This is a genomic window from Streptomyces chartreusis NRRL 3882 (assembly GCF_900236475.1).
GTDB lineage: Bacteria > Actinomycetota > Actinomycetes > Streptomycetales > Streptomycetaceae > Streptomyces > Streptomyces chartreusis_D.
In genome coordinates this window covers 4,599,955-4,626,879 of the sequence record NZ_LT963352.1, presented here as the reverse complement: position 1 = coordinate 4,626,879, position 26,925 = coordinate 4,599,955, and the positions used below count along the sequence as shown (strand labels likewise).

Genomic DNA, 26,925 nt, shown 5'->3' with positions numbered 1-26,925 from the left:
TCAAAGCCCGGCTCAATCGGGGCGAAAGCCGCGGTGAACTGGACTCTTGCTCTGATTCACCACCCCTGGGTCATCACATGGCGCGATCCGCATTCCTATGATGGGCCCACGACACCCACGGGCCGCTACGACCAGGCAGTCCGATGCGGTGCAGATGCGGCGCGATGGTGGAGGGGTCGATGACTCAGGGGGCCGGTCAGGGACCCGAGGTGGAGCGGACGGCGACGCTGCGCGACTTCCGGGTGCCCGCGTACGTCCACGAGACCGGTCCGTACGTCCACAGCGCCCACCCCGGCGAGGTCGCCCCGCCGCCCGAGGAGACCTACCCGGAGGGGTACACGCCGACCGAGCGCGATCTGCCCGTGATCCACCGGGGCGACACCGTCCAGGTGACCGTCGACCCCGAGGCCGTCGCAGCGCCGCAGGCCGACACCGGGCAGGGCCCGCTCTACGTCGTGGGCGATGTGCACGGCTACCTCGACCAGCTGGTGGCGGCCCTCCAGGAGAAGGGCCTCCTCGACGCCGACGGCCACTGGTGCGCGGGCACCGCCCGGCTGTGGTTCCTCGGCGACTTCACCGACCGCGGGCCCGACGGCATCGGCGTCATCGACCTGGTGATGCGGCTGTCCGCCGAGGCCGCCGCGGCCGGCGGTTACTGCAAGGCGCTCATGGGCAACCACGAGCTGCTGCTGCTCGGCGCCAAGCGGTTCGGCGACACTCCCGTCAACTCCGGTGCGGGCACCGCCACTTTCCAGGCGGCCTGGCTGCTCAACGGCGGCCAGAAGACCGACATGGACCGTCTCCAGGACCACCACCTGCAGTGGATGGCCCGTCTGGACGCCGTCGAGGAAGTCGACGGCCACCTGCTCGTCCACTCCGACACCACCGCCTACCTCGACTACGGCCGCTCCATCGAAGAGGTCAACGACACCGTCCGCGAGACGCTCACGCGCAACGACGCGGACGAGGTCTGGGACCTGTTCCGCAAGTTCACCAAGCGGTTCTCCTTCCGTGACGAGGGCGGCGCGGACGCCGTGCGCTCCCTGCTCGATACGTACGGGGGCACCCGCATCGTTCACGGTCACAGCCCGATTCCGTATCTGCTGGGCGAGGTCGGCTCCGAGGACGACGAGGACAGCAACGACCCCGTGGTCGAGGGGCCGCACGTCTACGCCGACGGACTCGCCATCGCCATGGACGGCGGCGTGACCATGGCCGGAAAGCTGCTGGTCCAGCAACTGCCGCTGGATACGTGAACGTTCACCGGGCAGGCGTTTCCCGTCACAGGACCGGACCGCTGAGGGGCCAATTTCGGTAAACCCCCTGTCACCGCCCACCTTCACGGCTCTACCATCGGCTTATCCGTAGCAGGCTCCCCTCCGTTTCTGCCCGACGGCTCGTCAGCATGCCGAGCCCCAAGCCCTACGGAGCATCGGGGGATGCACATGAACAGCGTTCCGCAGCACCTGCTGAGCGAGGACCGCCAGGAATACGAGCGGATCCTCGATGAGGCGCTGCGCTCCGCACCACACCGTCCGGAACTGGCCGCTGTCGGACAGCGGCTCAACCCCGAGCAACTGCGCACCATGGCGCTGAACGCCACCGCGCTCATCACGGCGGCCGCGTCGACCGAATACCAGCACTACGTCAAGGTCCGCGAGGAACAGCGGCAGCCGGCGCCGTCCAGCCAACCGGCCGTGCGCGCGACCGGCTCCTCCGAGCCGGACACGGGTGCGGCGGGCCTCGCCGCCACCATGGGCGAGGTCGCCGAGACCGCCGGCGCGGGCGCCGTCGCCGTCGTCGCCGTCCTCGCTCCCGTCCTGGCCGGCACCGCCGCGGCGATCTTCCTGCTCGTCGGCTACATCCTTCAGATGCTCAACCCCGAGCAGACGTTCGCCCGGACCATGCTCACCACGGGCTGGGTGTTCGGCGCCGTGACAGCGGTCGCGATCCTCGTCGCCGCGGTGGGACTGCTGATCACCGCCCTGCGCAACAAGCCGACGGCCGAAGGCGGCCCGCACGGCGAAGCACAGGGGGAGGTGGACCGGGCCAGGGAGGCCTGGCGCGAGGCCCTGCTGGAACGCGGCATCGTGCCCTTCCTCCGGGAGGCCCTCGTCGATCCGAACGCGGCCGCCGCGCTGCACCACACCGCCCCGTCCACGCCGGTCAGCCGCATCCCGCATCTCGGCTACGACCGCCCGGGTTTCACCAGCCCGGACGACGGCGACCGCGGCTCGCGGCCGAGCTTCAGCAGCCCGGACTACACGAGCCCGGACTTCGGAGGGCCGGAACACCAGCCGGAGTAGCCGTCGGGCAGTGCCCCGGACCGGGCCTCTCCCGCGGGCCAGGGGACCAGGGACCACCGGTCCCCGGCCCTCGGCCTGTGTGCGGGCGGATCATTCCGCGATGGGCAGGTACACGCGGTTCCCGCTCGCCGCGAACTCCTTCGACTTCTGGGCCATGCCGTCCTCGATCTCGGCCTTGGTGCCGCCGTGTTCACGGCGGATGTCCTGCGAGATCTTCATGCTGCAGAACTTGGGACCGCACATCGAGCAGAAGTGAGCCGTCTTGGCGGGCTCCGCCGGCAGGGTCTCGTCGTGGAACTCCCGTGCCGTGTCCGGGTCGAGGGCGAGATTGAACTGGTCCTCCCACCGGAACTCGAAACGGGCGTCGGACAGCGCGTCGTCCCACTCCTGGGCGCCCGGGTGTCCCTTGGCGAGATCCGCTGCGTGGGCGGCGATCTTGTAGGTGATGACGCCGGTCTTGACGTCGTCTCGGTTCGGCAGGCCCAAGTGCTCCTTGGGCGTGACGTAACACAGCATGGCCGTGCCCCACCAGGCGATCATCGCGGCGCCGATGCCGGAGGTGATGTGGTCGTACGCCGGCGCGACGTCCGTGGTCAGCGGGCCGAGCGTATAGAACGGAGCTTCATCGCAGATCTCCTGCTGAAGGTCGATGTTCTCCTTGATCTTGTGCATCGGGACGTGGCCCGGGCCTTCGATCATGGTCTGTACGTTGAAACGCTTCGCGATCCGGTTGAGTTCCCCGAGAGTCCGGAGTTCCGCGAACTGCGCCTCGTCGTTGGCGTCCGCGATCGAGCCCGGCCGCAGACCGTCTCCGAGAGAGTATGTGACGTCGTACGCGGCGAGGATCTCGCAGAGTTCCTCGAAGTTCTCGTACAGGAACGACTCCTTGTGGTGCGCGAGGCACCAGGCGGCCATGATCGAGCCACCGCGCGAGACGATGCCGGTCTTGCGGTTGGCCGTCAGCGGCACGTACGGCAGGCGCACGCCCGCGTGGACCGTCATGTAGTCCACGCCCTGCTCGGCCTGTTCGATGACCGTGTCCTTGTAGATGTCCCAGGTCAGTTCCTCGGCCTTGCCGTCGACCTTCTCCAGGGCCTGGTAGAGCGGCACGGTGCCGATGGGCACGGGGGAGTTGCGCAGCACCCACTCGCGCGTGGTGTGGATGTTGCGGCCGGTGGACAGGTCCATGACCGTGTCGGCGCCCCAGCGGGTCGCCCAGGTCATCTTCTCGACCTCCTCCTCGATGGAGGACGTCACCGCCGAGTTGCCGATGTTGGCGTTGACCTTCACCAGGAACCGCTTGCCGATGATCATCGGCTCGATCTCCGGGTGGTTGACGTTGGCCGGCAGCACCGCCCGGCCGGCCGCGATCTCGTCGCGGACCACCTCGGGCGAGACGTTCTCCCGAATGGCCACGTACTCCATCTCGGGCGTGATCTCGCCGCGGCGGGCGTACGCGAGCTGCGTGACCGCCTTGCCGTCCCTGCTGCGGCGCGGTTGGCGCGGCCGACCGGGGAAGACGGCGTCGAGGTTGCGGAGGCCACCGCGTGGCGAGGTGTGCTTGATGCCGTCGTCCTCGGGTCGGACGGGCCGGCCGGCGTACTCCTCGGTGTCGCCACGGGCGATGATCCAGTTCTCGCGCAGTGGCGACAGGCCCCTGCGGACGTCCGTGTCGACGAGCGGATCGGTGTACGGGCCCGACGTGTCGTACAGCGTGACCGACTGGCCGTTGGTGAGATGCACCTGTCGGACCGGCACCCGCAGGTCGGGGCGGCTGCCCTCGACGTACGCCTTGTGCCAGCCGATGGACTTCCCGGCCTCCTCGGACTGTTCGTCCTGAACGGAGGCAGGCGTGCGTGCGTCCTTGTTGGTCATGAGACCTACTCCCTACGCCGGCATTACCCGGTAACAGGTTCGGCGGTCGACGCAGCGGCTTCCGTCTGCCGACGTTCCGTGTGAAACATCACTCGACTTCGGTGATGTTTCATGTGAAACATCGCTGGGACGGAGGTCAGCGCCCTCTCAGCCCGGTGCTCCGAGCTCCCGCGTGTACAAAAGGTGCCTCCACGCTAGCGGCAATTCTGGCGCGGTGAACAGAGGGCCCCCCTCGTTCTTGCGATGATCGGTCGGTGACCACGACGCAGCGTCCTCCTTACCCACCGCCCGAACCGCCCCGCGGGTCCGGCGCCGGCAACGGCAACGGCCGTGGGCGCGAGCACGATTTCGCCGCCGGGGGCGGGTTCGGGCCTGCCCGGGGGCAGACGCAGGGGCACAGGCCAGGTCCCGGCAGCGGGCAGGGTGCCGGTGCGGCCGGTCCGGCCGGTACGTATGGGGCCGGCTCCGGCAGCTGGCACGATTCCGGCCCCGGCCCCAGGGAAAGCGACCGACCCGGCGGAGGCAACGGGTACGGGCACGAGCACGGACAAGGCGACAGGCCCGGCGGAGGCCACGGGCGCGGCGGAGACGACGGGTACGGCGAAGGCCACGGCCCCGGCGGCGGCCATGGGCACGGTGGGCGCAACGGCCACGGCGGCGGCGACGGGCACGGTCACGGAAACGGACCCGGCTCCGCCCCGGGCGGCGGGCACGGGCACAGTCACAGCCACGGCCCTGCCACGCCGGTCTCGATGCACCTGCGCAAGGTCATCGCGGCGGTCCTGATCCCGTTCGCCGCTGCCGTGCTGGTCGGTCTCGCCGTGCTGTGGCCGGGCGGGGCCCCGCCGCACGAGCGCACCGGCGTCGGCTTCGACCGGCAGACGCAGCAGGCCTCGGTCACCAAGGTCGTGGCGGTGAGCTGCAAGGAGGCCGGCGCCTCGGGCGTCCCGCCGACCGGCGACACCTCCACCGCCGAGGGTTCCTCCGCTGTGCAGCAGGAGAAGGGGACCTGCAAGCGGGCGACGATCCGGGTCGACAGCGGCAAGGACAAGGGCCGTACCTTCACCGAGATCGTCCAGCCGGACCAGTCCCGCCAGTTGCACGAGGGCCAGAAGGTCGTGGTCGCCTACGAGCCCTCCGCGCCGAAGGACCTCCAGTACTCGGTCACCGACATCAACCGCCGCCTGCCCATGGCGCTGCTCGCCGGCATCTTCGCCCTCGCCGTCGTGGTCGTCGGGCGACTGCGGGGTGTCATGGCCCTGGTCGCACTGGCCATCAGCTTCCTGGTGCTGAACTTCTTCATCCTGCCCGCGATCCTTCAGGGCTCGAACCCGCTGCTCGTGGCGGTGGTGGGCGCGAGCGCCATCATGCTCATCGCCCTGTATCTGTGTCACGGCCTGTCCGCCCGGACCTCCGTGGCGGTGCTCGGCACCCTCGTCTCGCTGCTGCTGATCGGCGTTCTCGGCTCGCTGTTCATCGACTGGGCCGCGCTCACCGGCAACACCGACGACAACACCGGTCTGATCCACGGGCTCTACCCGACGATCGACATGAGTGGTCTGCTGCTCGCCGGCGTCATCATCGGATCGCTCGGCGTGCTCGACGACGTGACGGTCACACAGACGTCGGCGGTGTGGGAGCTGCACGAGGCCAACCCGTCCATGGGCTGGCGGGGCCTGTACCGCGCGGGGATCCGGATCGGCCGCGACCACATCGCCTCGGTCGTCAACACGCTCGTCCTCGCGTACGCGGGTGCCGCGCTGCCGCTGCTCCTGCTGTTCTCCATCGCGCAGAGCGGTGTCGGGACGGTCGCCAACAGCGAGCTGGTCGCGGAGGAGATCGTGCGCACGCTGGTCGGTTCGATCGGCCTGGTCGCCTCGGTGCCGGTCACCACGGCGCTGGCGGCACTGGTGGTCTCGGCGGACCGCTCGGGAGCGCAGCCGGCCGCGGAGGCGGTCGCGGCCCCGGCACGCGGGGGGAGGGGCCGGCGCCGCAAGCGCTGACGCCTCTCGAACTCCGAAGCCCCCGCCGCACAGAGAAGCGTTCCTGCACAGCTCGGCGGCATCCGGTGAAGCGTTACTCCACCGTGCCGCCCGACGGATGCCTCAGCCGGCGCCTTGTTCCGCGAGGATGCGGTCCAGGGCCTCGTCGAGATGGGCGTCGAAGTCGGCGAGCGACCCCTCCTGGCCCAGCGGCACCAACTTGTCGGTGCGATCGAGGAAGGCGACCAGCGGTGCCGTCGACGACCGGAACAGCGCCTGGTCACTGCCCACCTGAAGCCGGATCAGCACCTCGCCCAGCGAGTCCGGGTCGACGGGCGTGACCCGCACATCGCCCTCCCCGCACGGCCGGCCGACCCCGTCGATCAGCAACTCCCGGCCGAAAGCCCACGTCACCGGGGCATCACCGGGCAGGTGGAAGGTCAGCCTGACGGCATAGGGATCACTGGTCTCATAGCGCAGCTCCACCGGAATGCGGAAGGAGAGCTCCTCGGACACGAGAAAGCTCATCATGACCTCTGCCTGTACGGACTCGCGCATCGCTAACCCCGTCATTCGCCGTGGACTGGCCGGGAACGAACCTCTGACACTTGGTGGAATCTTGCTGAACGTACACAGCAGATCACAAGGAGTGAGTTTTCACATACTGATAGAGAGCGCGAGCGACCCGAGCAGACTCCCGACCTCGCTCTGCAACTGCCGGGCCGCCGGGAGCAGCCGGTGCTCCTGGTGGGCGGGCAGGGAGATGGCCATCGTGGCGGCCGTGGTGCCGAGGGTGAGCGGGATCGCCGCGCAGACGGCGCCCAGGGCGTACTCCTGACGCTCGATCACCGGTTCCATCCGCCGCACCCGTTCCAGGCGGCGCAGCAGGCTGTGGTTGTCCCGCACGGTGTACGGCGTGAGGGCCTGCACGGGATAGCGGTCGAGGTGGTCCCGGCGGGCCTCCTCGTCCAGTTGGGACAGCAGGCACTGCCCGATGGCGTGCGCGTGCCCGGTCTCCCGGAAGTCGGCCCACTCCTCGACCGCGGGATTGCCCGGGGTGTCGGAGACGCACATGACCTCGATCTCGCCCTCGCGGTACACCGCGTAGTACACGGGGACGCCGAGCACGTCCCGCCAGTGCGCGAGTGCGTCGACGATCGTGCTGCGACGTTTCTGCCGTGCCCCGCTGCTGCTCAGCCGCTCGGCGGCGTCACCGAGAAAGAACAGGCCCTTGTCCCGGCTCAGATAGCCCTCGTGCACGAGCGTGCGCAGCAGGTGGTAGGTCGTGGGCAGGGCCAGCCCGGTCTCCCGGGCCAGTTGCTTGGCGGGGGCGCCGTACTCGTGCGCGGCGACGGTCTCCAGCAGGCGCATCGCGCGCTGCACGGACCCGATGAGGGTCGCCGGAGGGGGCGGCGTGGCGGGAGGCGGTTGCTCGGAGCAGGGCGTCGAACGCGGTTGCGCGGGGACGGTGTGCAGGTGGACAGGTGCGGTGTCAGCCGGGGCCAAGGGTCACTCCCGAAGCGCGAGGGGGCAGACCGTGCCGATGGACACGGGTGGGGGTGTACGCCGCTCGCGGGGATGTCCCCGCGTCGAGTTCCGGACTCTATTCGTCTGCCACCGCACGCAGACGGCCCGGAACGGAAACTTCCCCCGGCCGAGCGAACCGGCGGCTCCCGGTGTTTCCCGCTACCCCCACCGGTTTCCCACCGGTCTCACCAGTCGCTGCGCGACGAGGAGCTCGCCGTGAACTTCCGTACGACGTAGATCAGTCCGCCCACCAGGGCCACGAAGACCAGCACCTTGAAGAGCAGTCCGATGACGAAACCGACCACGCTGGCGATCAGCCCGCCGAACACGACCAGGGCGATGACCGGCACCGCGATCCACTTCACCCACCACGGCAGTCCCGTGAAGATCTCTCGCATCGCCCTCGTCCTTACCTCTCCACCCGTTCGAGTGCCGGGTCCTGTCGCTCTCTTCGGATCCTGATGTCCTGCACTCGATGCTAGGTCCGGGAGGGGGCCCTGCGGGTGCCTCGCATCCCTTGTCCTCCCCTGACCGATCCCCTAGGGAACCCTGAGGCGGCTCGTCAGCTCTCGGGCGGAGAGAAGACCACCAGCACCCTCAGGTCCTCGGTGATGTGGTGGAACTTGTGCGCGACACCGGCCGGGACGTAGATCACGCTCCCGCGCGCCACCTGCGTCGTCTCCAGTCCGACGGTGATCGCGGCACGGCCGCTCACAACGAAGTAGACCTCGTCCTGATTGTGCGGCTTCTGTGGATCCTGGTCGCCCGCATCGAGGGCGTACAGGCCGACCGACATGTTCTGCTCCCGCAGAAACTGCAGGTAGGCGCCCTCGTTGGCGGCGCGCTCCGCCTCCAGTTCGTCCAGCCGGAATGCCTTCATCGTCTTGTCCGCCCCTGCCTCGTGTCCCCATGTCCGATCAGGTCTGCCACGATCAGACACATGATGAATTTCGTAGTCAAGACGATCGCCAACGCGGGTGCCCTGGCGGTCGCCGTATGGCTGCTCGACAAGATCACCCTGACCGGTGACAGCACGGGCAAGAAGGCCGGCACCCTGATAATCGTCGCGCTGATCTTCGGCCTGGTGAACTTCCTGGTCAAGCCGGTCGTCAAGCTCCTCAGCCTCCCGCTGCTGATTCTGACGCTCGGCCTGTTCACCCTGGTCGTCAACGCGCTGATGCTGCTGCTCACCTCGTGGCTGGCCGACCAGCTCGATCTCAGCTTCCACGTCGAGGGCTTCTGGACGGCCGTCCTGGGCGGCCTGATCATCTCCGTCGTCTCCTGGGCGCTGCACGTCGTCCTGCCCGACAAGGACTGAGCGCGCATGACGTACCGCGTCTGCTTCGTCTGCACGGGCAACATCTGCCGTTCCCCGATGGCCGAGATCGTCTTCCGCGCGCGCGTGGCGGAGGCCGGTCTCGACGGCCTGGTGGAGGTCGACAGTGCCGGCACGGGCGGCTGGCACGAGGGCGACGGCGCCGACCCGCGCACGGTGGCCGTCCTGGAGGAGAACGGCTACGCCGGCGGCCACACGGCCCGGCAGTTCCAGCCGTCGTGGTTCTCCCGCCTCGACCTGGTCGTCGCCCTCGACTCCGGCCACCTCAGGGCGCTGCGCCGCCTCGCGCCCACGGAACAGGACGCGCAGAAGGTGCGTCTGCTGCGTTCGTACGACCCCGCCGCAGGCGATGACCTCGACGTACCGGACCCCTACTACGGGGGAGCCGAGGGCTTCGAGGAGTGCCTTGAGATGGTGGAGGCGGCGAGCGCCGGTCTGCTCGCCGCGGTACGTGAGGACGTGGAGGGACAGGCTGCATGAGCGATTCCGCGACGGGTGACGCGCATCGGGTGGCAGGCGACGCCGGGCGGGCGGATGCCACGGGCCGAGTGGCGCGCGACCTGGACCAGGTGACCGCCGGCGCCGGTGACGGCACGCGCGCGGTGCGGGCCGGGCTGCCCGAGCCGGCCAAGTACGAGCCGACCCTGCCCGGACCGGTCTTCGCCGCCCACTACCACCTGCCGGGCGAGCCCACCGGCCCCTACGCCTACGGCCGCGACGAGAACCCGACCTGGACGCTGCTGGAACGCGCCGTCGGCGAGCTGGAAGCACCCGGCCAGGACGGCGTCGAGACGCTCGTGTTCGCCTCCGGTATGGCCGCGATCTCGGCGGTGCTCTTCTCCCAGCTGCGCGCCGGAGACGTGTGCGTCCTGCCCGACGACGGCTACCAGGCACTGCCCCTGGTGCGCGCCCAGCTGGAGGCGTACGGCATCGAGGTGCGCACCGCGCCTACCGGCGGTGACGCCCAGCTCGGCGTCCTCGACGGCGCGAAGCTGCTGTGGATCGAGACTCCGTCGAACCCCGGCCTCGACGTGTGCGACATCAGGCGGCTCGCAAAGGCGGCGCACGCGCGTGGCGCCCTGGTGGCCGTCGACAACACCCTGGCGACGCCGCTCGGCCAGCGCCCTCTGGAGCTCGGCGCCGACTTCGCGGTGGCCAGCGGCACCAAGCAGCTCACCGGTCACGGCGACATCCTCCTGGGCTACGTCGTCGGCCGGAACCCCGAGGCCATGGCCGCCGTACGCCGGTGGCGCAAGATCGTCGGTGCGATTCCCGGGCCGATGGAGGCCTGGCTGGCGCACCGTTCGATCGCGACGCTCCAGATGCGGGTCGACCGGCAGAGCGCGACGGCCCTGGCGGTCGCCGAGGCGCTGCGCGAGCGGCCCGAGGTGACCGGGCTGCGCTACCCCGGACTTCCCGACGACCCCGCCCACAAGATCGCCGCGCGGCAGATGCGGCGCTACGGCTGCGTGGTGTCGTTCTCGCTGCCCACGCGCGCGCGTGCCGAGCGTTTTCTCGACGCCCTGCGGCTCGTGGACGACGCGACGAGCTTCGGCGGAGTGCGGTCCACGGCCGAACGGCGTGGACGCTGGGGCGGCGACGCGGTGCCTGAGGGCTTCATCCGCCTGTCGGTCGGCGCTGAGGACCCCGAGGACCTGGTGGCCGATGTGCTGCGCGCGCTGGACGCGTCGGCAGCCTGACCATCCCCCACGGACGGTCCGAGCCTCCCCCCTCGTGGCTCGGACCGTCCCCCGGTTCCGCGCGCAAGAACCGCGCGACCAAGGCTAGTTGACTCTCTGTCAGTGTCCAATCACAGTAGCGACAGAGACCTATCGACTTATTTATAGTTGGGCGCGGTCGGGGGCCGGGAGCGGGGCCGAAGAGGGGAGGGCGCACGGTGGATCTGGCCTTGCTGCGGACCTTCGTGACCGTGCACCGGGCCGGCTCCTTCACCCGCGCCGCCGCCCTGCTCGGCCTCTCCCAGCCGGCCGTCACCTCGCAGATTCGCACGCTGGAACGGCAGCTGGGCCGCCCCCTGTTCCTGCGGCAGGCCCGCGGCGTGACTCCGACCAGCATCGGCGACGAACTCGCCCACAAGGCCGCCCCGCATCTGGACGCCTTGGTGGAGATAGCCGAGACCGGCCTCGACGACGACTCCTCCTTACGGACGCTGCACCTCGCCGGACCCCCGGAGTTCACCGCCGAACGAGCCCTGCCCGCCCTCACGGAGCTGACCGGAGAGGACGGCCAGGGCTTCGCTCTGCGCGCCTCCTTCGGGAATGTCGAGGAAACGCTGGAAGGGCTTTCCGCCGGGCACCATGATCTGGCCATCAGCACGGCCCGTCCGCGCGGTGCCCTGCTCACGGCGACTGCGCTCTGCGACGAGGAGCACGTCCTCGTCGCCGCCCCGCGCTGGGCCGAACAGATCGGTGCCGGGCAGCCCGACCGCAAGCCGGAACCGGCCCTGGAGCAGGTGCCCGTCGTCGAGGTGCACGAGTCGCTGCCGTTCGTCTCCCGCTACTGGGCCTCCGTCTTCGACTCGCGCCCAGCCGCCCCGGGCACTGTCGTCGTCCCCGACCTGCGTGCGGTTCTGGCGTGCGCGATCGCGGGCGCGGGCCTGGCGGTGCTGCCCCGCTATCTGTGCGTGGCCGCGTTGGAGCGGGGTGACGTCGTCGCCCTGCATGAGCCGGCGGTGCCGCCGCTGCGCACGTACTTCCTGGTGGTGCGCACCGGGACGCTCGCGATGCCCCACATCGCCCGGGCCCACGAGTGGTTGCAGCGGGCGGCGGCCGACTGGTGCTGAGGAGGCCCCCGGGCGCGGGTGACGGGTTGCGCGGGCGCGCATGCCGGCTGCCCGGACAGCGCCTCACTCTGGGAGCTCGACCGGTGACTTTTCGCGATGTTTCACGTGGAACCAGCCGGGCCACATTTCACCCATGACCGTCCGACCCGTGGTCAAGCGCACCGCCCGTGCCGTTCTGCTGGACGGGGACGACCTGATCCTGATCAAGCGCACCAAGCCGGGCATGGATCCCTACTGGCTCACTCCCGGCGGCGGGGTCGAGCCCGACGACCCGACCGTTGTCGATGCCCTGCACCGCGAGGTGTACGAGGAGCTCGGCGCGAAGATCACCGACGTCGTGCCCTGCTTCGTGGACACCGTGGAGCACATCGGGGAGGACGGCGGCGCGACGGGTGTGAAAGTGCAGCACTTCTTCGTCTGCCGCCTGGAGTCCATGGATCCCTCCCTCCGCCACGGCCCCGAGGTGGACGAACCCGTCGGCGAGTACGAGATCGTGCGTGTGCCCTTCACCCGGGTGGGCATCGCCTCCGTTCACCTCGTGCCGCTCTCGCTGCGGCACTACCTGGACGGCAACATCGAGGGCGTGCGCGCCATGCACGCCCCCGACCTGGGCTGATACCGGCGGCGGATCAGGAACCGGCCGCGACCAGTTCCTCCACGGAGTCGTGCCGTATGCGCTCCGACGGGATGCCGATGTCCCGCAGGGCGTCCACACCACTGCGGATCATCCCCGGCGGGCCCGACAGATAGGCGTCGTACTCGTTCCACGGCCCGAAGGCACGTACCGCGTCCGGAAGCTGCTGGTGCGCCTGCTGGTCGATGATCGCGCGGACCGAGAGCCAGGGGTGGCTCTGCTGGAGGCGGAGCATGGTGTCGATGTCGTACAGATCATGGTCGGTACGGGCGCCGTAGAAGACCTCGACCGGCCGGCGTTCCCCGTGCTCGGCGACGTCCTCGACCAGCGCCTTGATGGGCGCTATACCGGTGCCGCCGCCCAGGCAGAGCAGTCCGCTGTCGGTGGTGTGGTCCACGGTCATGGAACCGGCGGGCGGGCCGAGCCTGACGATGTCACCGGGGCGGGCGCGGTGCACCAGGGCGTTGGAGACCCAGCCCGCCGGGACGGCCTTCACGTGGAACGACAGCAGGCCGTCGGAGCGGGGTGCCGAGGCGAAGGAGTAGTGCCGCCAAATCCGGGGCCACCACGGGGTCTCCAGGCTCGTGTACTGCCCGGCGAGGAAGGGGTAGGGCTGGTCGGGGCGGACGGTGACGACCGCGACGTCCGGGGTCCTGAGGTCGTGGGTGACGATCTCGGCGTACCACCAGGCCGGAGCACGCAGTTCGTCGGCGGCCGCCGCGTCGATCATGACCTGGGAGATCGTGGTGTACGTCCGCACCCAGGCCGCTTCCATCTCCGCGTCCCAGACCCCGGCGGCGTACTTGCTGAGCGCGCCGATCAGGCATTCGCCGACGGCCGGGTAGTGCTCGGCCCGCGTTCCGTACTTCCGGTGGCCCCGGCCGAGGTTCTGGAGGTAGTCGACCAGGACATCGGTGTTGTCGATGTGCTCGGCGGCCGTGAGCAGCGCCCTGAGCAGCCGGTCCCGCTGGGTGTCCATCGCGGCCGGGAAGAGCGAGCGCAGGTCGGGGTGGCGGACGAAGAGCAGGGCGTAGAAGTACGAGGTGACCTTGTCGGCCACGGGCGTGATCTCTGCCATCGCGCGGCGGATGAGGACGGCGTCGGGGGACGCTTCCGTGTCCGGGGCTGAGCGGGCCGGCCCTGGGGACGACACAGGTGCGGGCCGCTGGGCGGGGACACGCGGCTCGGCGGGAGGAGCCGTGGCGGAGGCGAAGGGCGCCGGGGCCGGTGTGACCGGCGTGGGCGCGGGTCGTGGTGACGAGGCCGCGGGCGAGGAGGCGGTGGGTGGGGGCATGGAGGCGGGCCCGGCTATCGCCTCAGGGGATCCGCGCTCCTGGTCCGGTACACCGGTGTTCGCGCTGTCTGTCGTCGAGGCGGGCGGGGCCGCCGCGCCGTCTGTCGGCGCTTCCGGGTCGGCCGTCTGCCGACCCACTGGGCGTATCACCGCAGGTCGACGGCCCTCCGCCGTCCCGGGCTCGTTGTCCGGCGTCGACGTCGGCTTGTTGCGGGGCGTGAACCAGTCGCCCCCGCCGCCAGAAGTGCCGTTGTCGGCCGACGTGGTGGTCGGAGCGTCCATGGTGTGCCTCGCCTCGAGCATCTTTCGGTCGGTCTGCGCACTTCCCCAGTCGGAAGGTGCCTGCTTTCCCCCGTGGACGGACGGCGTTCCCATCCGGTGTCGCGGCCAATGCGGCCACATTCAACCCGTGTTCCAGCTCTGTACGGACAAGTAAGGCAAGAGTGTGACATTGGCCGCAGTACTCCCACCCGAGCTTCCCACTCGCCTGGGCGGCTCAGTCGCATATCCGGAAACGCGGGTTTTCGATCTCTCCGTCCCGTTAGGCTGCATTGCCCTGTACGCGGCCCACTCAGAACGGGTCAGCCGCCCCGGACATGAACCGGAGTCGACCCTACCGGCCACCGCTGCGCACACAAGTCCCCCCTTGCCCCGTCACGAATGAGGGCACGGCGCGAACTGCCAGAGCGCGGTCAATACCGGGCGCCGCGCCGGTGTTTCACGTGAAACGTCCGGCGTCTGTCCGTGCTCTGTTCAGTCGGCTACAACTGGCCAAAAGCTCGTATGTGTCCAGGGAAAGAGGTGGACGTCAGGGGCTTCGGTCGGACAGCCTGACCTGCGTGCCGACTCCTTCCCTTGCCTCTTTGCCCATCCGCCGTCTGACGCTCCGCGATCTCGCCGCCTGCGCCGACTTGTCCGAGGACCGGGGGTGGCCACGGGAGGAGCACAAGTGGGGCTTCCTCCTCACGGCCGGGAAGGGCTACGGCATCGACGACCCCGACGGCGGCCTCGTGAGCGCCTGTGTCGTTACCGAGTACGGACCGCAGGAGCGCCCCGCCCTCGCGGCGATCGGCATGGTCCTCGTCGCCGAACGGCACACCCGGCACGGCGTGGGACGTCGGCTGATGCGCCACGTCATCTCCGCGATGGGCCCCACGCCCCTCACCCTGCATGCGACGCCGTACGGCCGACCCCTCTACGAGGAACTCGGCTTCAAGGTCACCGGGCGGGCGGAGATGGTGTGCGGGCGTTTCACTCCTGGCGGGCCGCAGCCGGCGGTCGCCACCCGTGCCGCGACCGCCGAGGACCTGTCTGCGATCCTCCGGCTCGACGAGCAGGCGTTCGGGACCGACCGCACCCACATCGTCACCCGACTGCCGGCCTTCGCCGACCAGTTGCGCGTGGCGGAGGAGGACGGGGGGATCATCGGATACGCGGCCGCCTGGCCCAACATGGACACCCATGTCATCGGTCCGCTCATCGCACGTGACACGTCGGTCGCCCAGGCCCTCATCGCCTCCCTCGCCGCCCACATCGACCGTCCCCTGCGCACCGACATCGACGTACGGCACACAGAGCTGCTCGCGTGGGCGAAGGAGCGGGGCTTGGCGTCCGCCGCCTTCAACTCGGTGATGACCTACGGGATCACCGAGCTGCCCGGGGACTGGAGCCGTCGGTTCGCCCCGGTCACGGTCGCGGCGGGCTGACGAGCCCCCGATACGACGACGCCGGCCCCCCTGAGTTTCGGGGAACCGGCGTCGCCTCGCTGAAGGGCCCGGTCAGGCGAGGGCCTTCAGGGCGGTCGTGGCGAAGGCGTGATCCTGCTCCGGCGCACCGCCGCCGACACCGATCGCCCCGATCAGCCGGCCGTCACGGTGCACCGGCACGCCGCCGGCGATGAACAACAGCGGCCGGTCGAGCGCGGTGGGCAGAGTGTGGAAGAGGCCTCCGGGCTGCACGGCGTCGACGAGGTCGGCGGTGGGCGCGTTCAGTTGGAGAGCCGTGTAGGCCTTGCGGGTGCTGGTCTCGCCGGAGATCAGCACGGCACGGTCGTCACGCCGGAAGGCGAGCAGATGGCCGCCGGCGTCCAGGACGGTGACGCTGACGGTGACACCTGCTGCCTCGGCGGCACGCCGGGCGGCGGTGACGAGGACGTCGGCGTCCTGGGTGGTCAGCGGCGCGACCGCGGTGGTGGTGCTCATGGGGGAGTTCTCCTAGGAAAATTCGCTGATCATGCTGGTCCGGGTCGGAGAAGGCGGTGAGCCTGGCCGACCCGGTGGCTCAGTGATGGGCGGCGGTCCGCTGCTCGGTCGGCGCGGATCCCGTGACGACGGTGCTGGGAGCACCGGTACGGCGTTCCAGTGCGGCCGAGAGGAAGGCCAGGACCAGGGCTCCCCCGGCCAGGGCGGCACCGACCCAGTTGGGGGCGGTGTAGCCGAAGCCCGCCGCGATCACGAGGCCGCCGAGCCAGGCGGACAGAGCGTTGCCGAGGTTGAAGGCGCCGATGTTCACGGCGGAGGCCAGCGTGGGGGCACCGTGCGCCTGGTCAAGGACCCGCTTCTGGAGCGGCGGGACGGTGGCGAAGCCCAGCGCGCCGATCAGGGCGATCGTGACGGCCGACAGCAGCTTGTCGTGCGCGGTGAGGGTGAACAGCGCCAGGACGACGGCCAGGGCACCGAGGGACACGTACAGCATGGGCATCAGGGCGCGGTCGGCGAACTTGCCGCCCACGAGGTTGCCACCGACCATGCCGAGGCCGAAGAGGACCAGCAGCCAGGTGACGGAGCCGTCGGCGAAGCCCGCGGTGTGCGTCATCATCGGAGCGATGTAGGTGATGGCCGCGAAGACGCCGCCGAAGCCGAGTACGGTCATCGCCATCGCGAGCAGTACCTGCACGTTCTTGAAGGCGGCGAGCTCGTGCCGCAGGCGCACTCCCTCCGGCTTGGGCATGTCGGGGACGAGCCGGGCGATGCCGGCCAGGCCGACGGCCCCGAGGGCGGCGACGATACCGAAGGTCACCCGCCAGCCGACGGACTGCCCGACGAGGGTGCCCAGCGGGACGCCGACGACGTTGGCGACGGTCAGACCGGTGAACATCATCGCGATGGCTCCGGCCTTCTTGTCCGGGGCGACGAGGTCGGCCGCGACGACCGAGCCGATGCCGAAGAAGGCGCCGTGGGCCAGCGAGGCGACGATCCGGCCGATCAGCATGACGGAGAAGGCGGGAGCGAGTGCCGAGATCAGGTTGCCGGCGATGAACAGGCCCATCAGCAACATCAGCATCCGCTTGCGGGAGATCCTGGTGCCCACCACGGTCATCAGCGGGGCGCCGAACATGACCCCGAGCGCGTAGCCGGTCACCAGGTACCCGGCGGTGGGAATGGAGACCCCGTAGTCGCCCGCGACCTCGGGCAGCAAGCCCATGATCACGAACTCGGTCGTTCCGATTCCGAAGGCCCCGATCGCGAGGGCCAGAAGCGCGAGAGGCATGGAGGGGTACACCTTCCCAGACGATTGCAGGAGCGCTTTGCGTGCGCCCACAATAATTGCAGACGCGGGATATATGCAACCGCCGTCAATTGCGCTCCTGCTCTATCCTGGAGGTCAGCCGCTCCGGGACGGAGGAAACGCCAATGACAGCGACGGACCCCGCGCTCACCGCTCTCGCCCAGAGCTGGTGCGCCCTCTCCCTCCTGCACGGGAGGATCGAGGCCCACATCGAGCGCGCCCTGCAGGCCAAGCACGACCTGAGCGTGCGCGAGTACTCCCTGCTTGACGTGCTCAGCCGGCAGCACGACGGGGACGGAGGGCATCTCCAGATGAAGCAGGTCGCCGACGCCGTCGTCCTCAGCCAGAGCGCCACCACGCGTCTGGTCACCCGGCTCGAGGACCGCGGACTCCTGGAGCGCTACCTCTGCCCCACCGACCGCCGGGGCATCTACACGAACGTCACCGAGGCGGGCCTCAAGCTGCTCGAAGAGGCCCGGCCGACCAACGACGCCGCGCTGCGCGAGGCCCTCGACGAGGCGGCGAAGAATCCCGAACTGGCCCCGCTGGTCCGGGTCGTGGAGACTCTGAAGACTCCGGTGCCCGCATAAGCCGGACTCCGCACCGGGCGTCTCTGCGTAGGGTGCGGTCATGGGAGATCTTGAGATACGTGCTGCCGTCGCGGACGACGTGCCGGCGATCGTCGCCATGCTCGCGGACGACCCCCTGGGCGCACAGCGCGAGTCACCCGACGACCTCACCCCGTACCTGGCCGCGCTGGAACGGCTCAGCGCCGACCGGAATCAGCGCCTGGTCGTGGCGGTCCGGGAAGGCCGCGTCGTCGGCACGCTCCAGCTCACGATCGTTCCGGGGCTGTCCCGTCGCGGTGCGACCAGGTCGATCATCGAGGGCGTACGCGTCCACGCCGAGGAGCGCGGCAGCGGCCTGGGAACACGGCTCATCGAGTGGGCGATCGACGAATCCCGGCATCAGGGCTGCCAGTTGGTCCAGCTGACCTCCGACAAGACCCGCACCGACGCCCACCGCTTCTACGAGCGACTCGGCTTCACGGCCTCCCACACGGGCTTCAAGCTCCCGCTGTGACCGGATGCGCGTGGGCGCCCTGTTTCACGTGAAACAGGGCGCCCAGTCATGTCACCGCCTATCCGATGCCGCGCCACCCCTCAGGGTCGACCCCACCGGGCACCGGGGCCGCCTCGTCGTACGGCTGCCGCGTGAACACGAACGAGCCGAGGTCCAGATGGCTCACGGACCCGTCGGGGCGCCGTACGGCCTTCAGCAGCTCCCCGGCGTAGTAGCCCTCCAGCCCGGTCCAGGTGCCGTCGCCGTTCGGACGGAACCGCGAGCGCCGCCCGTTGCCGGAAAGCGGCTCCAGCGAGGCGAGCCCGTCGGCCGTGAGCCGCAGGGCGAAGGCGTACGTCCCCCAGTACCACTGCCCCGTCAGCTCCAGCACCGACGGATCGACCGCACGCATCGGAATCCAGGCGTCGGGGATGCGTGGCTCCGCCTCTGCGACGATACGGACGAGATCGGCGGCGACGCCGGAGACCAGTGGGCCTGAGGTGCAGTTGGCCAGGACGACCGCCGCTACGTCGTCCTCGACGCTGATGCTCACACTCGCCAGGAAGCCCGGCAGGGATCCGCTGTGCCCCACGAGCAGCCGACCGTGCCGACGCTGGATCTGCATGCCGAGGCCGTAGGCGTCACCGGACATCACGTCCACCGCTTCCGCCGGCGCCGCCGGAGTCCGCATCTCGCACACGGACTCTGCACTCAGCACCCTCTCGTCGCCCTTCACCAGGAAGGCCGCGAAACGGGCCAGGTCTGCCGTGGTCGACCAGAGTTGACCGGCGGGTGCCATACGACCGAGGTCCTCGGCGGGCTCGGGCAGCAGAACATCGGCCCAGGGATGCACGGCCCAGCCACCCGCGTGCGGGGCCTGCGGTCGCACGGTTGTCCGGTCGAGCCCCAGTGGTTCGAGCACTTCACGCCGTAGTGCCTCCTCCCAGGAGATCCCCCGCAGCTCCTCCACGAGTGCGCCCAGCAACGTGTAGCCGGGGTTCGAGTAATGGTGCCGTCGGCCGACGGGGTGCAGAAGGGGCTGCTCACCGAGCACGTCGGACAGTTCCGGCCGCAGGGATCCGGGCGTGCGTTCCCACCATGGGCCGGGCGATTCGGCCGCCAGCCCGCCCGTGTGCGCGAGCAGTTCGGCGATGGTCGCCTCCCCCGCGCCGGTACCCGGCACGAACTTCTCCAGTGGATCCCCGAGCCCGAGCAGCCCCTCGTCCCGCAGGCGCATCACGAGAACGGCGGTGAAGGTCTTGGTGATCGAGCCGATGCGGTACTGGACGTTCTCGTCGGGCACTTGCCCGTCCACCGATGTGCGGGCACCGTGCCACACCGCCCGGCCGTCCCGGACGACGGACGCGACCAGCGACGGCGCCCGCCCCTCGGCCTGTGCCACGGCGATCCGGTGCAGCAGCGCACGACTCGTTGCTGGAAGCAGCTCTTCCTGAGGTGTCGTCATGGGCCAAGTCCACCTGGCCGGGCACGACCGAGTCGACCTCATTTCGCCGTCGCCACCGATTCAGGTCTGCGTCGGCACCGGATCAGGTCTGCGCCATGTCCACGAACCGCGAGTAGTGACCCTGGAAGGCGACCGTGATCGTCGCCGTCGGACCGTTTCGGTGCTTGGCCACGATCAGGTCGGCCTCGCCCGCGCGCGGTGACTCCTTCTCGTAGGCGTCCTCGCGGTGCAGCAGGATGACCATGTCGGCGTCCTGCTCGATGGAACCCGACTCACGCAGGTCGGAGACCATCGGCTTCTTGTCCGTGCGCTGCTCGGGACCACGGTTCAGCTGGGAGAGCGCAATGACCGGGATCTCCAGCTCCTTGGCCAGCAGCTTGAGGTTACGGGACATGTCCGAGACCTCCTGCTGACGGCTCTCGGCCCGCTTGGAACCGCCGGACTGCATCAGCTGGAGGTAGTCGATGACCACCAGCCGGAGATCGTTGCGCTGCTTGAGGCGGCGGCACTTGGCGCGGATCTCCATCATCGACAGGTTCGGGGAGTCGTCGATGTAGAGCGGGGCGGCCGAGACGTCCGGCATCCGCCGGGCCAGGCGCGTCCAGTCCTCGTCCGTCATCGTGCCGGACCGCATGTGGTGCAGGGCGACTCGCGCCTCGGCGGACAGCAGACGCATCGCGATCTCGTTGCGTCCCATTTCGAGCGAGAAGATCACGCTCGGCAGGTTGTTCTTGATCGAGGCGGCCCGCGCGAAGTCCAGCGCGAGCGTCGACTTACCCATGGCGGGACGCGCGGCGATGACGATCATCTGGCCCGGGTGCAACCCGTTGGTGAGCGAGTCGAAGTCCGTGAACCCCGTGGGCACGCCGGTCATCTCACCGCTGCGCGAGCCGATCGCCTCGATCTCGTCGAGCGCGCCCTCCATGATGTCGCCGAGCGGCAGGTAGTCCTCGCTGGTGCGCTGCTCGGTGACCGCGTAGACCTCCGCCTGGGCGCGGTTGACGATCTCGTCGACGTCGTCGTCGGCCGCGTATCCCATCTGCGTGATGCGCGTACCCGCCTCGACCAGGCGGCGCAGCACGGCCCGCTCGTGGACGATCTCCGCGTAGTAGGCCGCGTTGGCGGCCGTGGGCACCGTCTGGACGAGGGTGTGCAGATACGAGGCCCCGCCGACCTTGTTGATCTCGCCGCGCTTGGTGAGCTCGGCGGCGATCGTGATGGGGTCGGCCGGCTCGCCCTTGGCGTAGACGTCGAGGACGGCCTGGTAGATCGTCTCGTGGGCCGGCTTGTAGAAGTCGTGGCCCTTGAGGATCTCGACGACGTCGGCGATGGCGTCCTTGGAGAGCAGCATGCCGCCGAGGACGGACTGCTCGGCCTCGATGTCCTGCGGCGGTACCCGCTCGAACGTCGGGGCGGCGCCGCCGTCCCAGGCCCCGTTGTCCCTGCCGCGCTCGTGTTGTTCGTCGCGGCCACGGGCTCCGTCGCCACGTCGGCGGGAGGCGGGCAGACGATCACTGGGACCGCTGTCGGCCCACGGGTCGTCCAAGGGCTCGGAAATGCTCACCGAGCCACCTCCTCCCGTCCGCCGCAGCAGACCTCGCCGTGCCCCTCTTTTCTACGGCACGGCACTGACAAATGAGACGCCCAACTCCGGTTGACCAACGCCGGTTTTGTGACATTTTGAAAACCGGCAGACGGAGCGGGCGCCGGACCACGTTAGGCCTGTCGGCACCGTCAGCCAATCTGGTTATCCACAGGCCATGTGGACGACGGCCCAGATGCTGTGGAGAACTCCTCAAAACCTGTGCACGACCCGGTGGACAGGCCTGTGAACAAGCAGCGAGCTGCCCGGGAAAGGCTGCTGTGACCTGCGGATTTGCCGTCCACCGGCTGTGCAGAAGAAAAACTTCCCCGACCGGCGCAAGATCGCTTCGAACGGTGTACAGCAGTGCGCACCCCTGGACGGAAAGTAAGGGCCACAAGGCCGTTGCATCTCTTACCTGTGGACGATTAGATTGGTGCACATGACACAGGCCCCCGCGCGCCGCAGAACCGGCCGGAGACAGCACGACCGAGAGATCGTCGCTCTCGCCGTGCCGGCCTTCGGCTCCCTCGTCGCCGAGCCCCTCTTCCTCATGGCCGACACCGCCATCGTGGGCCATCTGGGCACGGCCCAACTCGCCGGCCTCGGCGTCGCCTCGGCCCTGCTGATGACCGCCGTCAGTGTCTTCGTCTTCCTCGCCTACGCCACGACAGCGGCGGTCGCCCGCCGCGTCGGCGCGGGTGATCTCCAGGCCGCCATTCGCCAGGGCATGGACGGTATCTGGCTGGCCCTGCTCCTCGGCGCTGCCGTCGTCGCCGTCGTCCTGCCGACGGCATCCTCTGTCGTGGACCTCTTCGGCGCTTCCGACGCGGCGGCTCCCTATGCGACCACGTACCTGCGCATCTCCACGCTCGGCATACCGGCCATGCTCGTCGTCCTCGCCGCGACCGGCGTGCTGCGCGGCCTCCAGGACACCAAAACGCCTCTCTATGTGGCCATCGCCGGCTTCGTCGCCAATGGCGCCCTCAACGCGGGGCTCGTCTACGGCGCCGACCTGGGGATCGCCGGCTCCGCCTGGGGCACCGTCATCGCCCAGTGGGGCATGGCCCTGGTCTACCTCGCCGTGGTTCTGCGCGGGGCGCGCCGGTACGGTGCCTCGCTGCGCCCGGACGCCGCAGGCATCAGGGCCTCCGCACAGGCCGGTGTGCCCCTGTTGGTTCGCACCCTCTCCCTGCGAGCGATCCTGATGATCGCCACGGCGGTCGCCGCCCGTCTCGGGGATGCCGACATCGCCGCACATCAGATCATCCTGTCCCTGTGGAGCCTGCTCGCCTTCGCCCTCGACGCCATCGCCATCGCGGGACAGGCGATCATCGGTCGCTACCTCGGAGCCGGTGACGCGCAAGGTGCCCGCGACGCGTGCCGTCGCATGGTCGAGTGGGGGATCGCCGTCGGGGTCGTTCTCGGCATCCTGGTCGTCATCACCCGACCGGCATTCCTGCCCCTGTTCACCAGTGACGCGACGGTCAAGGACGTGGCGCTGCCCGCCCTGCTCATCGTCGCCCTCTCGCAGCCGATCTCCGGCATCGTCTTCGTCCTGGACGGAGTCTTGATGGGCGCCGGTGACGGCCCCTACCTGGCCTGGGCCATGCTGCTCACTCTGGCGGTCTTCACCCCGGTCGCCCTGCTGGTGCCAGTACTGGGCGGTGGACTCACCGCCCTCTGGGCCACCATGACGCTGATGATGACCGTGCGGATGCTGACGCTGTGGCTCCGGACCCGCTCGGGCCGCTGGATCGTGACGGGCGCGACCCGCTGACCGCCGGACTCGGCCCTCACTGCTGTTTCACGTGAAACACGGTGTTTCACGTGAAACGACGACGGGCCACATCGACGATGGGGCCGAAACGACGATGGGGCCGCACCCGTGAAAGGTGCGACCCCATCGCTCACTGCTTCAGCGAGCGCGGCACTCAGGCCGCGACGACCTCGATGTTGACCTTGGCGGCAACCTCGGGGTGCAGACGCACGGACGTCTCGTGAGCGCCCAGCGTCTTGATCGGCGAGCCCAGCTCGATGCGGCGCTTGTCGACCTCGGGGCCACCGGAAGCCTTGATCGCGGAAGCGATGTCGGCCGGGGTGACGGAACCGAAGAGACGACCGGCGTCGCCGGAGCGGACAGCCAGGCGGACCTTGACGCCCTCGAGCTGGGCCTTCACCTGGTTGGCCTGCTCGATGGTCTGGATCTCGTGGATCTTGCGAGCACGACGGATCTGCTCGACGTCCTTCTCGCCACCCTTGGTCCAGCGGATAGCGAACTTCCGCGGGATCAGGTAGTTGCGAGCGTAACCGTCCTTGACGTCGACGACGTCGCCCGCGGCACCGAGGCCGGAGACCTCGTGGGTGAGGATGATCTTCATGTGTCGGTCACCCTTCCCTTATCGCGCGGTGGACGTGTAGGGCAGCAGCGCCATCTCACGGCTGTTCTTGACGGCCGTGGCGACGTCACGCTGGTGCTGCGTGCAGTTGCCGGTCACGCGGCGGGCACGGATCTTGCCGCGGTCGGAAATGAACTTCCGCAGCATGTTCGTGTCCTTGTAGTCCACGTACGTGACCTTGTCCTTGCAGAATGCGCAGACCTTCTTCTTCGGCTTGCGCACAGGCGGCTTCGCCATGGTGTATCTCCTGTGTGATCAAGAAGTTGGGGTGCGAACCCGCCCTAGAAGGGGGGCTCGTCCGAGTAGCCGCCGCCCTGCTGGCCGCCGCCGGAGCCACCGCCCCAGCCGCCGCCACCGCCCTGGTTGCCACCGGCGGGAGCGCCGGTCGCCCACGGGTCGTCAGCGGGAGCGCCGCCGCCCTGCTGGCCGCCGCCGGGGCCGCCGCCCCAGCCGCCGCCACCCTGGCCGCCACCGCCACCGCCGCCGTAGCCGCCCTGGCCACCGCGGCCGGTGGTCTTGGTGACCTTGGCCGTGGCATTGCGCAGGCTGGCGCCGACTTCCTCGACGTCCAGCTCGTAGACCGTGCGCTTGACGCCCTCACGGTCCTCGTAGGACCGCTGCTTCAGCCGGCCCTGCACGATGACGCGCATGCCTCGCTGGAGCGACTCGGCGACGTTCTCCGCCGCCTGACGCCAGACCGAGCAGGTCAGGAAGAGGCTCTCGCCGTCCTTCCACTCGTTCGTCTGGCGGTCGAAGGTGCGGGGAGTGGACGCGACACGGAACTTCGCGACGGCCGCACCGGAGGGGGTGAAGCGCAGCTCGGGGTCGTCGACAAGATTGCCGACCACCGTGATGACGGTCTCGCCTGCCATGGGGGAACCTCTCGGCGGGTTTGCTCTGGCTGCTTGCTACTCGAATCCCGGAATCAGCTGAGCGGGAGAGCTCAGTGGGTCTCGGGACGGAGGACCTTGGTCCGGAGGACCGACTCGTTCAGGTTCATCTGGCGGTCGAGCTCCTTGACGACCGCAGGCTCAGCCTGAAGGTCGATGACCGAGTAGATGCCCTCGGGCTTCTTCTTGATCTCGTACGCGAGACGACGACGGCCCCAGGTGTCGACCTTCTCGACCTTTCCGCCGCCGTCACGGACGACAGAGAGGAAGTTCTCGATCAGCGGGGAGACAGCGCGCTCCTCGACGTCGGGGTCGAGGATGACCATCACCTCGTAGTGACGCATGTGGAACCCACCTCCTTTGGACTCAGCGGCCACGGTCGTTCCGTGGCAGGAGGGTTGTGATGCGTAGCAACGGTATCGGCCACCACTGACAGTCGGGGGTTCTGTCGAGAAGCCCCTGTCGTGACATGGGCAGACACCGGTGCGGACGGTACAGACTACCCGCACAGTGGCTTGCGGTTGAAATCCGGCCGCGAGGGCAGCCAATCTGTACACATCGGGTGTGTATGGCGCTACGATGCGCCGACTTTCGCAGGAGGTGCCCTATGGCACAGGCATTGCGACCCAACACCGCCGGCGGCCTCTTCGCCACGGACGGCAAGCCCCACCCACTCCAGGACGCCCTGCTCGCGGTGACCCTGGTCCTGGGCATCACGTCGTTCATCACGGCACTCGTCGACGAGGACCTGCACCTGCTCAGCTCCTGGACCGGCCTGGTGGGCATTCTCACCGGCGCGTACGGCCAGTGGGTCTCGGAGACGACCAGGGAGCGCTTCGGCCTGATCCTCGGCCTCGGTGCCGCAGGCGTCGGGTTCTTCCTGGGCATGGCGCACGGCGGTCTCTTCGGCGGTCTCATCGACTGACGCCAGGGACATCCCCTTCTGAACACCGGGTGACGCCCCGGCCGCCCACGGCCGGGGCGAAGGTTCCGTACGCCCAACCGGCGCGCATCCAAGGCGCAGTAGGCTTCGCGCGAGAGCCGGAGCCCCTGACCCCATGGGGACACACCAGCCCGAGGAGCGCCCCGAAATGAGCCTGACCCTGAGGACCATCAGTCGAGAGCAGCATCTGGCCTACATCCAGAGCCTGCCGTCGGCGAGCCACATGCAGGTCCCGGCCTGGGCTGATGTCAAGGCGGAGTGGCGCTCCGAGAACCTCGGATGGTTCGACGACAGGACGGGCGAGCTGGTCGGTGCCGGTCTGGTCCTCTACCGGCAGCTTCCCAAGATCAAGCGCTACCTCGCCTATCTGCCCGAGGGCCCGGTCATCAACTGGTTCGCGCCGAATCTCCAGGAGTGGATCGAGCCGATGCTGGCGCACCTGAAGCAGCAGGGCGCCTTCTCGGTGAAGATGGGCCCGCCGGTGGTCATCCGGCGCTGGGAGGCCACCTCCATCAAGCAGGGCATCCAGAACCCTGACGTGAAGAGGCTGCGCGACATCGAGGCCGACCACATCGAGCCGCGCGCCTTCGAGGTCGCCGACAAACTGCGCCGCATGGGGTGGCAGCAGGGCGAGGACGGCGGCGCCGGCTTCGGCGACGTCCAGCCCCGCTACGTCTTCCAGGTGCCGCTGGCCAACCGCTCCCTGGAAGAGGTCCACAAGAACTTCAACCAGCTGTGGCGCCGCAACATCAAGAAGGCCGAGAAGGCCGGCGTCGAGGTCGTCCAGGGCGGCTACCAGGACCTTGAGGAATGGCAGCGGCTGTACGAGATCACGGCCGTGCGCGACCACTTCCGGCCGCGCCCGCTGTCGTACTTCCAGCGCATGTGGACGGCCCTCAACACCGAGGACCCCAACCGCATGCGGCTGTACTTCGCCCGGCACAACGGCGTGAACCTGTCGGCGGCGACGATGCTGATCGTCGGCGGGCACGTCTGGTACTCCTACGGCGCCTCCGACAACATCGGCCGTGAAGTCCGGCCCTCCAACGCGATGCAGTGGCGGATGCTGCGCGACGCCTACGCGCTCGGCGCCACCGTCTACGACCTGCGCGGCATCTCCGACTCGCTGGACGAGACCGACCACCTCTTCGGCCTGATCCAGTTCAAGGTGGGCACCGGCGGACAGGCCGCCGAGTACCTCGGCGAGTGGGACTTCCCGCTGAACAAGCTGCTGCACAAGGCGCTCGACATCTACATGTCGCGCCGCTGATGTCACGTTCAGTGCTTCTATACCTCTGATACGGCACCCTCTGACAACGG

28 protein-coding genes and 1 riboswitch are annotated in these 26,925 nt (G+C 69.3%); of the genes, 14 read left to right on the top strand and 14 right to left on the bottom strand.

The window, feature by feature from the left end; translation table 11 throughout:
* Positions 1-164: 164 nt before the first annotated feature.
* Both SCNRRL3882_RS20800 and SCNRRL3882_RS20795 read left to right on the top strand, forming a co-directional pair.
* A complete protein-coding gene (locus SCNRRL3882_RS20800; RefSeq protein ID WP_010032840.1) occupies positions 165-1,256 on the top strand; it encodes a metallophosphoesterase in 1,092 nt (363 codons plus the stop codon).
* A gap of 183 nt (positions 1,257-1,439) precedes the next feature.
* Positions 1,440-2,306, top strand: a complete 867-nt coding sequence (locus SCNRRL3882_RS20795) for a membrane protein (RefSeq protein ID WP_010032838.1) — start codon at positions 1,440-1,442, stop codon at positions 2,304-2,306.
* A 90-nt stretch (positions 2,307-2,396) separates the two neighbouring features.
* On the opposite strand, the gene thiC is transcribed toward SCNRRL3882_RS20795, so the two are convergent.
* On the bottom strand, positions 2,397-4,181 hold the full coding sequence (thiC, locus tag SCNRRL3882_RS20790) for a phosphomethylpyrimidine synthase ThiC (protein ID WP_010032836.1): 1,785 nt from the start codon (positions 4,179-4,181) through the stop codon (positions 2,397-2,399).
* Positions 4,174-4,363: riboswitch (TPP riboswitch) on the bottom strand. Its footprint overlaps the gene before it by 8 nt.
* Before the next feature lie 72 nt (positions 4,364-4,435).
* Here thiC and SCNRRL3882_RS20785 point away from each other — a divergent pair.
* A complete protein-coding gene (locus SCNRRL3882_RS20785; protein WP_078602708.1) occupies positions 4,436-6,184 on the top strand; it encodes a YibE/F family protein in 1,749 nt (582 codons plus the stop codon).
* Positions 6,185-6,286: 102 nt separating this feature from the next.
* Here the strand turns inward: SCNRRL3882_RS20785 and SCNRRL3882_RS20780 are convergent, their stop codons facing one another.
* The 4 genes from SCNRRL3882_RS20780 to SCNRRL3882_RS20765 all read right to left on the bottom strand — a co-directional run bounded on the left by SCNRRL3882_RS20780 (position 6,287) and on the right by SCNRRL3882_RS20765 (position 8,570).
* Positions 6,287-6,721 (bottom strand): SsgA family sporulation/cell division regulator, encoded by a 435-nt coding sequence (locus tag SCNRRL3882_RS20780; RefSeq protein WP_010032831.1) that lies wholly within the window; start codon positions 6,719-6,721, stop codon positions 6,287-6,289.
* Positions 6,722-6,820: 99 nt separating this feature from the next.
* Positions 6,821-7,546, bottom strand: coding sequence for an IclR family transcriptional regulator (locus SCNRRL3882_RS20775; protein ID WP_324604434.1), 726 nt, complete (start codon positions 7,544-7,546; stop codon positions 6,821-6,823).
* Between the two features lie 329 nt (positions 7,547-7,875).
* The gene (locus tag SCNRRL3882_RS20770; RefSeq protein WP_010032826.1) at positions 7,876-8,088 is read right to left on the bottom strand and encodes a DUF5326 family protein; all 213 of its coding nucleotides are present in this window, start codon (positions 8,086-8,088) and stop codon (positions 7,876-7,878) included.
* 164 nt (positions 8,089-8,252) lie between these two features.
* Entirely contained in the window at positions 8,253-8,570 is a 318-nt protein-coding gene (locus tag SCNRRL3882_RS20765) for a cupin domain-containing protein (RefSeq protein ID WP_010032823.1), read from the bottom strand.
* A 60-nt stretch (positions 8,571-8,630) separates the two neighbouring features.
* Between SCNRRL3882_RS20765 and SCNRRL3882_RS20760 the strand changes: the two genes are divergently transcribed.
* From SCNRRL3882_RS20760 to SCNRRL3882_RS20740, 5 genes are all read left to right on the top strand, one after another.
* The gene (locus SCNRRL3882_RS20760) at positions 8,631-9,008 is read left to right on the top strand and encodes a phage holin family protein (protein ID WP_010032821.1); all 378 of its coding nucleotides are present in this window, start codon (positions 8,631-8,633) and stop codon (positions 9,006-9,008) included.
* Positions 9,009-9,014: 6 nt separating this feature from the next.
* The gene (locus SCNRRL3882_RS20755) at positions 9,015-9,506 is read left to right on the top strand and encodes a low molecular weight protein-tyrosine-phosphatase (RefSeq protein ID WP_010032817.1); all 492 of its coding nucleotides are present in this window, start codon (positions 9,015-9,017) and stop codon (positions 9,504-9,506) included.
* Complete coding sequence (locus SCNRRL3882_RS20750; protein ID WP_231911153.1) at positions 9,503-10,726, top strand: cystathionine gamma-lyase; 1,224 nt, start codon at positions 9,503-9,505, stop codon at positions 10,724-10,726. Before SCNRRL3882_RS20755 ends, SCNRRL3882_RS20750 begins: the two co-directional genes overlap by 4 nt.
* A 197-nt stretch (positions 10,727-10,923) precedes the next feature.
* Positions 10,924-11,829: a LysR family transcriptional regulator gene (locus tag SCNRRL3882_RS20745; RefSeq protein ID WP_010032810.1), complete on the top strand. Its 906-nt coding sequence runs from the start codon at positions 10,924-10,926 to the stop codon at positions 11,827-11,829.
* 133 nt (positions 11,830-11,962) lie between these two features.
* On the top strand, positions 11,963-12,445 hold the full coding sequence (locus SCNRRL3882_RS20740; protein WP_010032803.1) for an NUDIX domain-containing protein: 483 nt from the start codon (positions 11,963-11,965) through the stop codon (positions 12,443-12,445).
* 13 nt (positions 12,446-12,458) lie between these two features.
* Here the strand turns inward: SCNRRL3882_RS20740 and SCNRRL3882_RS20735 are convergent, their stop codons facing one another.
* Positions 12,459-14,039, bottom strand: a complete 1,581-nt coding sequence (locus tag SCNRRL3882_RS20735; RefSeq protein ID WP_418952363.1) for a globin domain-containing protein — start codon at positions 14,037-14,039, stop codon at positions 12,459-12,461.
* A 557-nt stretch (positions 14,040-14,596) separates the two neighbouring features.
* Here SCNRRL3882_RS20735 and SCNRRL3882_RS20730 point away from each other — a divergent pair.
* The gene (locus SCNRRL3882_RS20730) at positions 14,597-15,463 is read left to right on the top strand and encodes a GNAT family N-acetyltransferase (protein WP_029180685.1); all 867 of its coding nucleotides are present in this window, start codon (positions 14,597-14,599) and stop codon (positions 15,461-15,463) included.
* A gap of 72 nt (positions 15,464-15,535) precedes the next feature.
* Here SCNRRL3882_RS20730 and SCNRRL3882_RS20725 read toward each other — a convergent pair whose 3' ends face one another.
* Positions 15,536-15,958, bottom strand: a complete 423-nt coding sequence (locus SCNRRL3882_RS20725) for a GlcG/HbpS family heme-binding protein (RefSeq protein WP_010032792.1) — start codon at positions 15,956-15,958, stop codon at positions 15,536-15,538.
* Between the two features lie 79 nt (positions 15,959-16,037).
* On the bottom strand, positions 16,038-17,246 hold the full coding sequence (locus SCNRRL3882_RS20720) for an MFS transporter (protein WP_010032791.1): 1,209 nt from the start codon (positions 17,244-17,246) through the stop codon (positions 16,038-16,040).
* Positions 17,247-17,389: 143 nt separating this feature from the next.
* Between SCNRRL3882_RS20720 and SCNRRL3882_RS20715 the strand changes: the two genes are divergently transcribed.
* Both SCNRRL3882_RS20715 and SCNRRL3882_RS20710 read left to right on the top strand, forming a co-directional pair.
* Positions 17,390-17,854, top strand: coding sequence for a MarR family winged helix-turn-helix transcriptional regulator (locus SCNRRL3882_RS20715; protein ID WP_010032788.1), 465 nt, complete (start codon positions 17,390-17,392; stop codon positions 17,852-17,854).
* Positions 17,855-17,894: 40 nt separating this feature from the next.
* Positions 17,895-18,347, top strand: a complete 453-nt coding sequence (locus tag SCNRRL3882_RS20710) for a GNAT family N-acetyltransferase (protein ID WP_010032787.1) — start codon at positions 17,895-17,897, stop codon at positions 18,345-18,347.
* A gap of 58 nt (positions 18,348-18,405) precedes the next feature.
* On the opposite strand, the gene SCNRRL3882_RS20705 is transcribed toward SCNRRL3882_RS20710, so the two are convergent.
* Both SCNRRL3882_RS20705 and dnaB read right to left on the bottom strand, forming a co-directional pair.
* Positions 18,406-19,791 carry a serine hydrolase domain-containing protein gene (locus tag SCNRRL3882_RS20705; RefSeq protein WP_029180684.1) on the bottom strand — a complete coding sequence of 462 codons (1,386 nt, stop codon included), beginning with the start codon at positions 19,789-19,791 and terminating at the stop codon, positions 18,406-18,408.
* A gap of 82 nt (positions 19,792-19,873) precedes the next feature.
* On the bottom strand, positions 19,874-21,355 hold the full coding sequence (gene dnaB / locus SCNRRL3882_RS20700) for a replicative DNA helicase (RefSeq protein WP_010032782.1): 1,482 nt from the start codon (positions 21,353-21,355) through the stop codon (positions 19,874-19,876).
* A gap of 460 nt (positions 21,356-21,815) precedes the next feature.
* Here dnaB and SCNRRL3882_RS20695 point away from each other — a divergent pair, with 460 nt between their 5' ends.
* Entirely contained in the window at positions 21,816-23,153 is a 1,338-nt protein-coding gene (locus SCNRRL3882_RS20695) for an MATE family efflux transporter (RefSeq protein ID WP_029180683.1), read from the top strand.
* 154 nt (positions 23,154-23,307) lie between these two features.
* Here SCNRRL3882_RS20695 and rplI read toward each other — a convergent pair whose 3' ends face one another.
* The 4 genes from rplI to rpsF all read right to left on the bottom strand — a co-directional run bounded on the left by rplI (position 23,308) and on the right by rpsF (position 25,006).
* A complete protein-coding gene (gene rplI, locus SCNRRL3882_RS20690) occupies positions 23,308-23,754 on the bottom strand; it encodes a 50S ribosomal protein L9 (protein WP_010032778.1) in 447 nt (148 codons plus the stop codon).
* An 18-nt stretch (positions 23,755-23,772) separates the two neighbouring features.
* Entirely contained in the window at positions 23,773-24,009 is a 237-nt protein-coding gene (gene rpsR, locus SCNRRL3882_RS20685) for a 30S ribosomal protein S18 (RefSeq protein ID WP_003949403.1), read from the bottom strand.
* 44 nt (positions 24,010-24,053) lie between these two features.
* The gene (locus SCNRRL3882_RS20680) at positions 24,054-24,644 is read right to left on the bottom strand and encodes a single-stranded DNA-binding protein (RefSeq protein WP_010032761.1); all 591 of its coding nucleotides are present in this window, start codon (positions 24,642-24,644) and stop codon (positions 24,054-24,056) included.
* A 71-nt stretch (positions 24,645-24,715) separates the two neighbouring features.
* Complete coding sequence (gene rpsF / locus SCNRRL3882_RS20675; protein WP_003991486.1) at positions 24,716-25,006, bottom strand: 30S ribosomal protein S6; 291 nt, start codon at positions 25,004-25,006, stop codon at positions 24,716-24,718.
* Between the two features lie 263 nt (positions 25,007-25,269).
* Here rpsF and SCNRRL3882_RS20670 point away from each other — a divergent pair, with 263 nt between their 5' ends.
* Positions 25,270-25,587, top strand: a complete 318-nt coding sequence (locus SCNRRL3882_RS20670; protein WP_010032756.1) for a hypothetical protein — start codon at positions 25,270-25,272, stop codon at positions 25,585-25,587.
* Between the two features lie 166 nt (positions 25,588-25,753).
* Positions 25,754-26,875 (top strand): peptidoglycan bridge formation glycyltransferase FemX, encoded by a 1,122-nt coding sequence (gene femX / locus SCNRRL3882_RS20665; protein WP_010032754.1) that lies wholly within the window; start codon positions 25,754-25,756, stop codon positions 26,873-26,875.
* Positions 26,876-26,925: the final 50 nt, after the last annotated feature.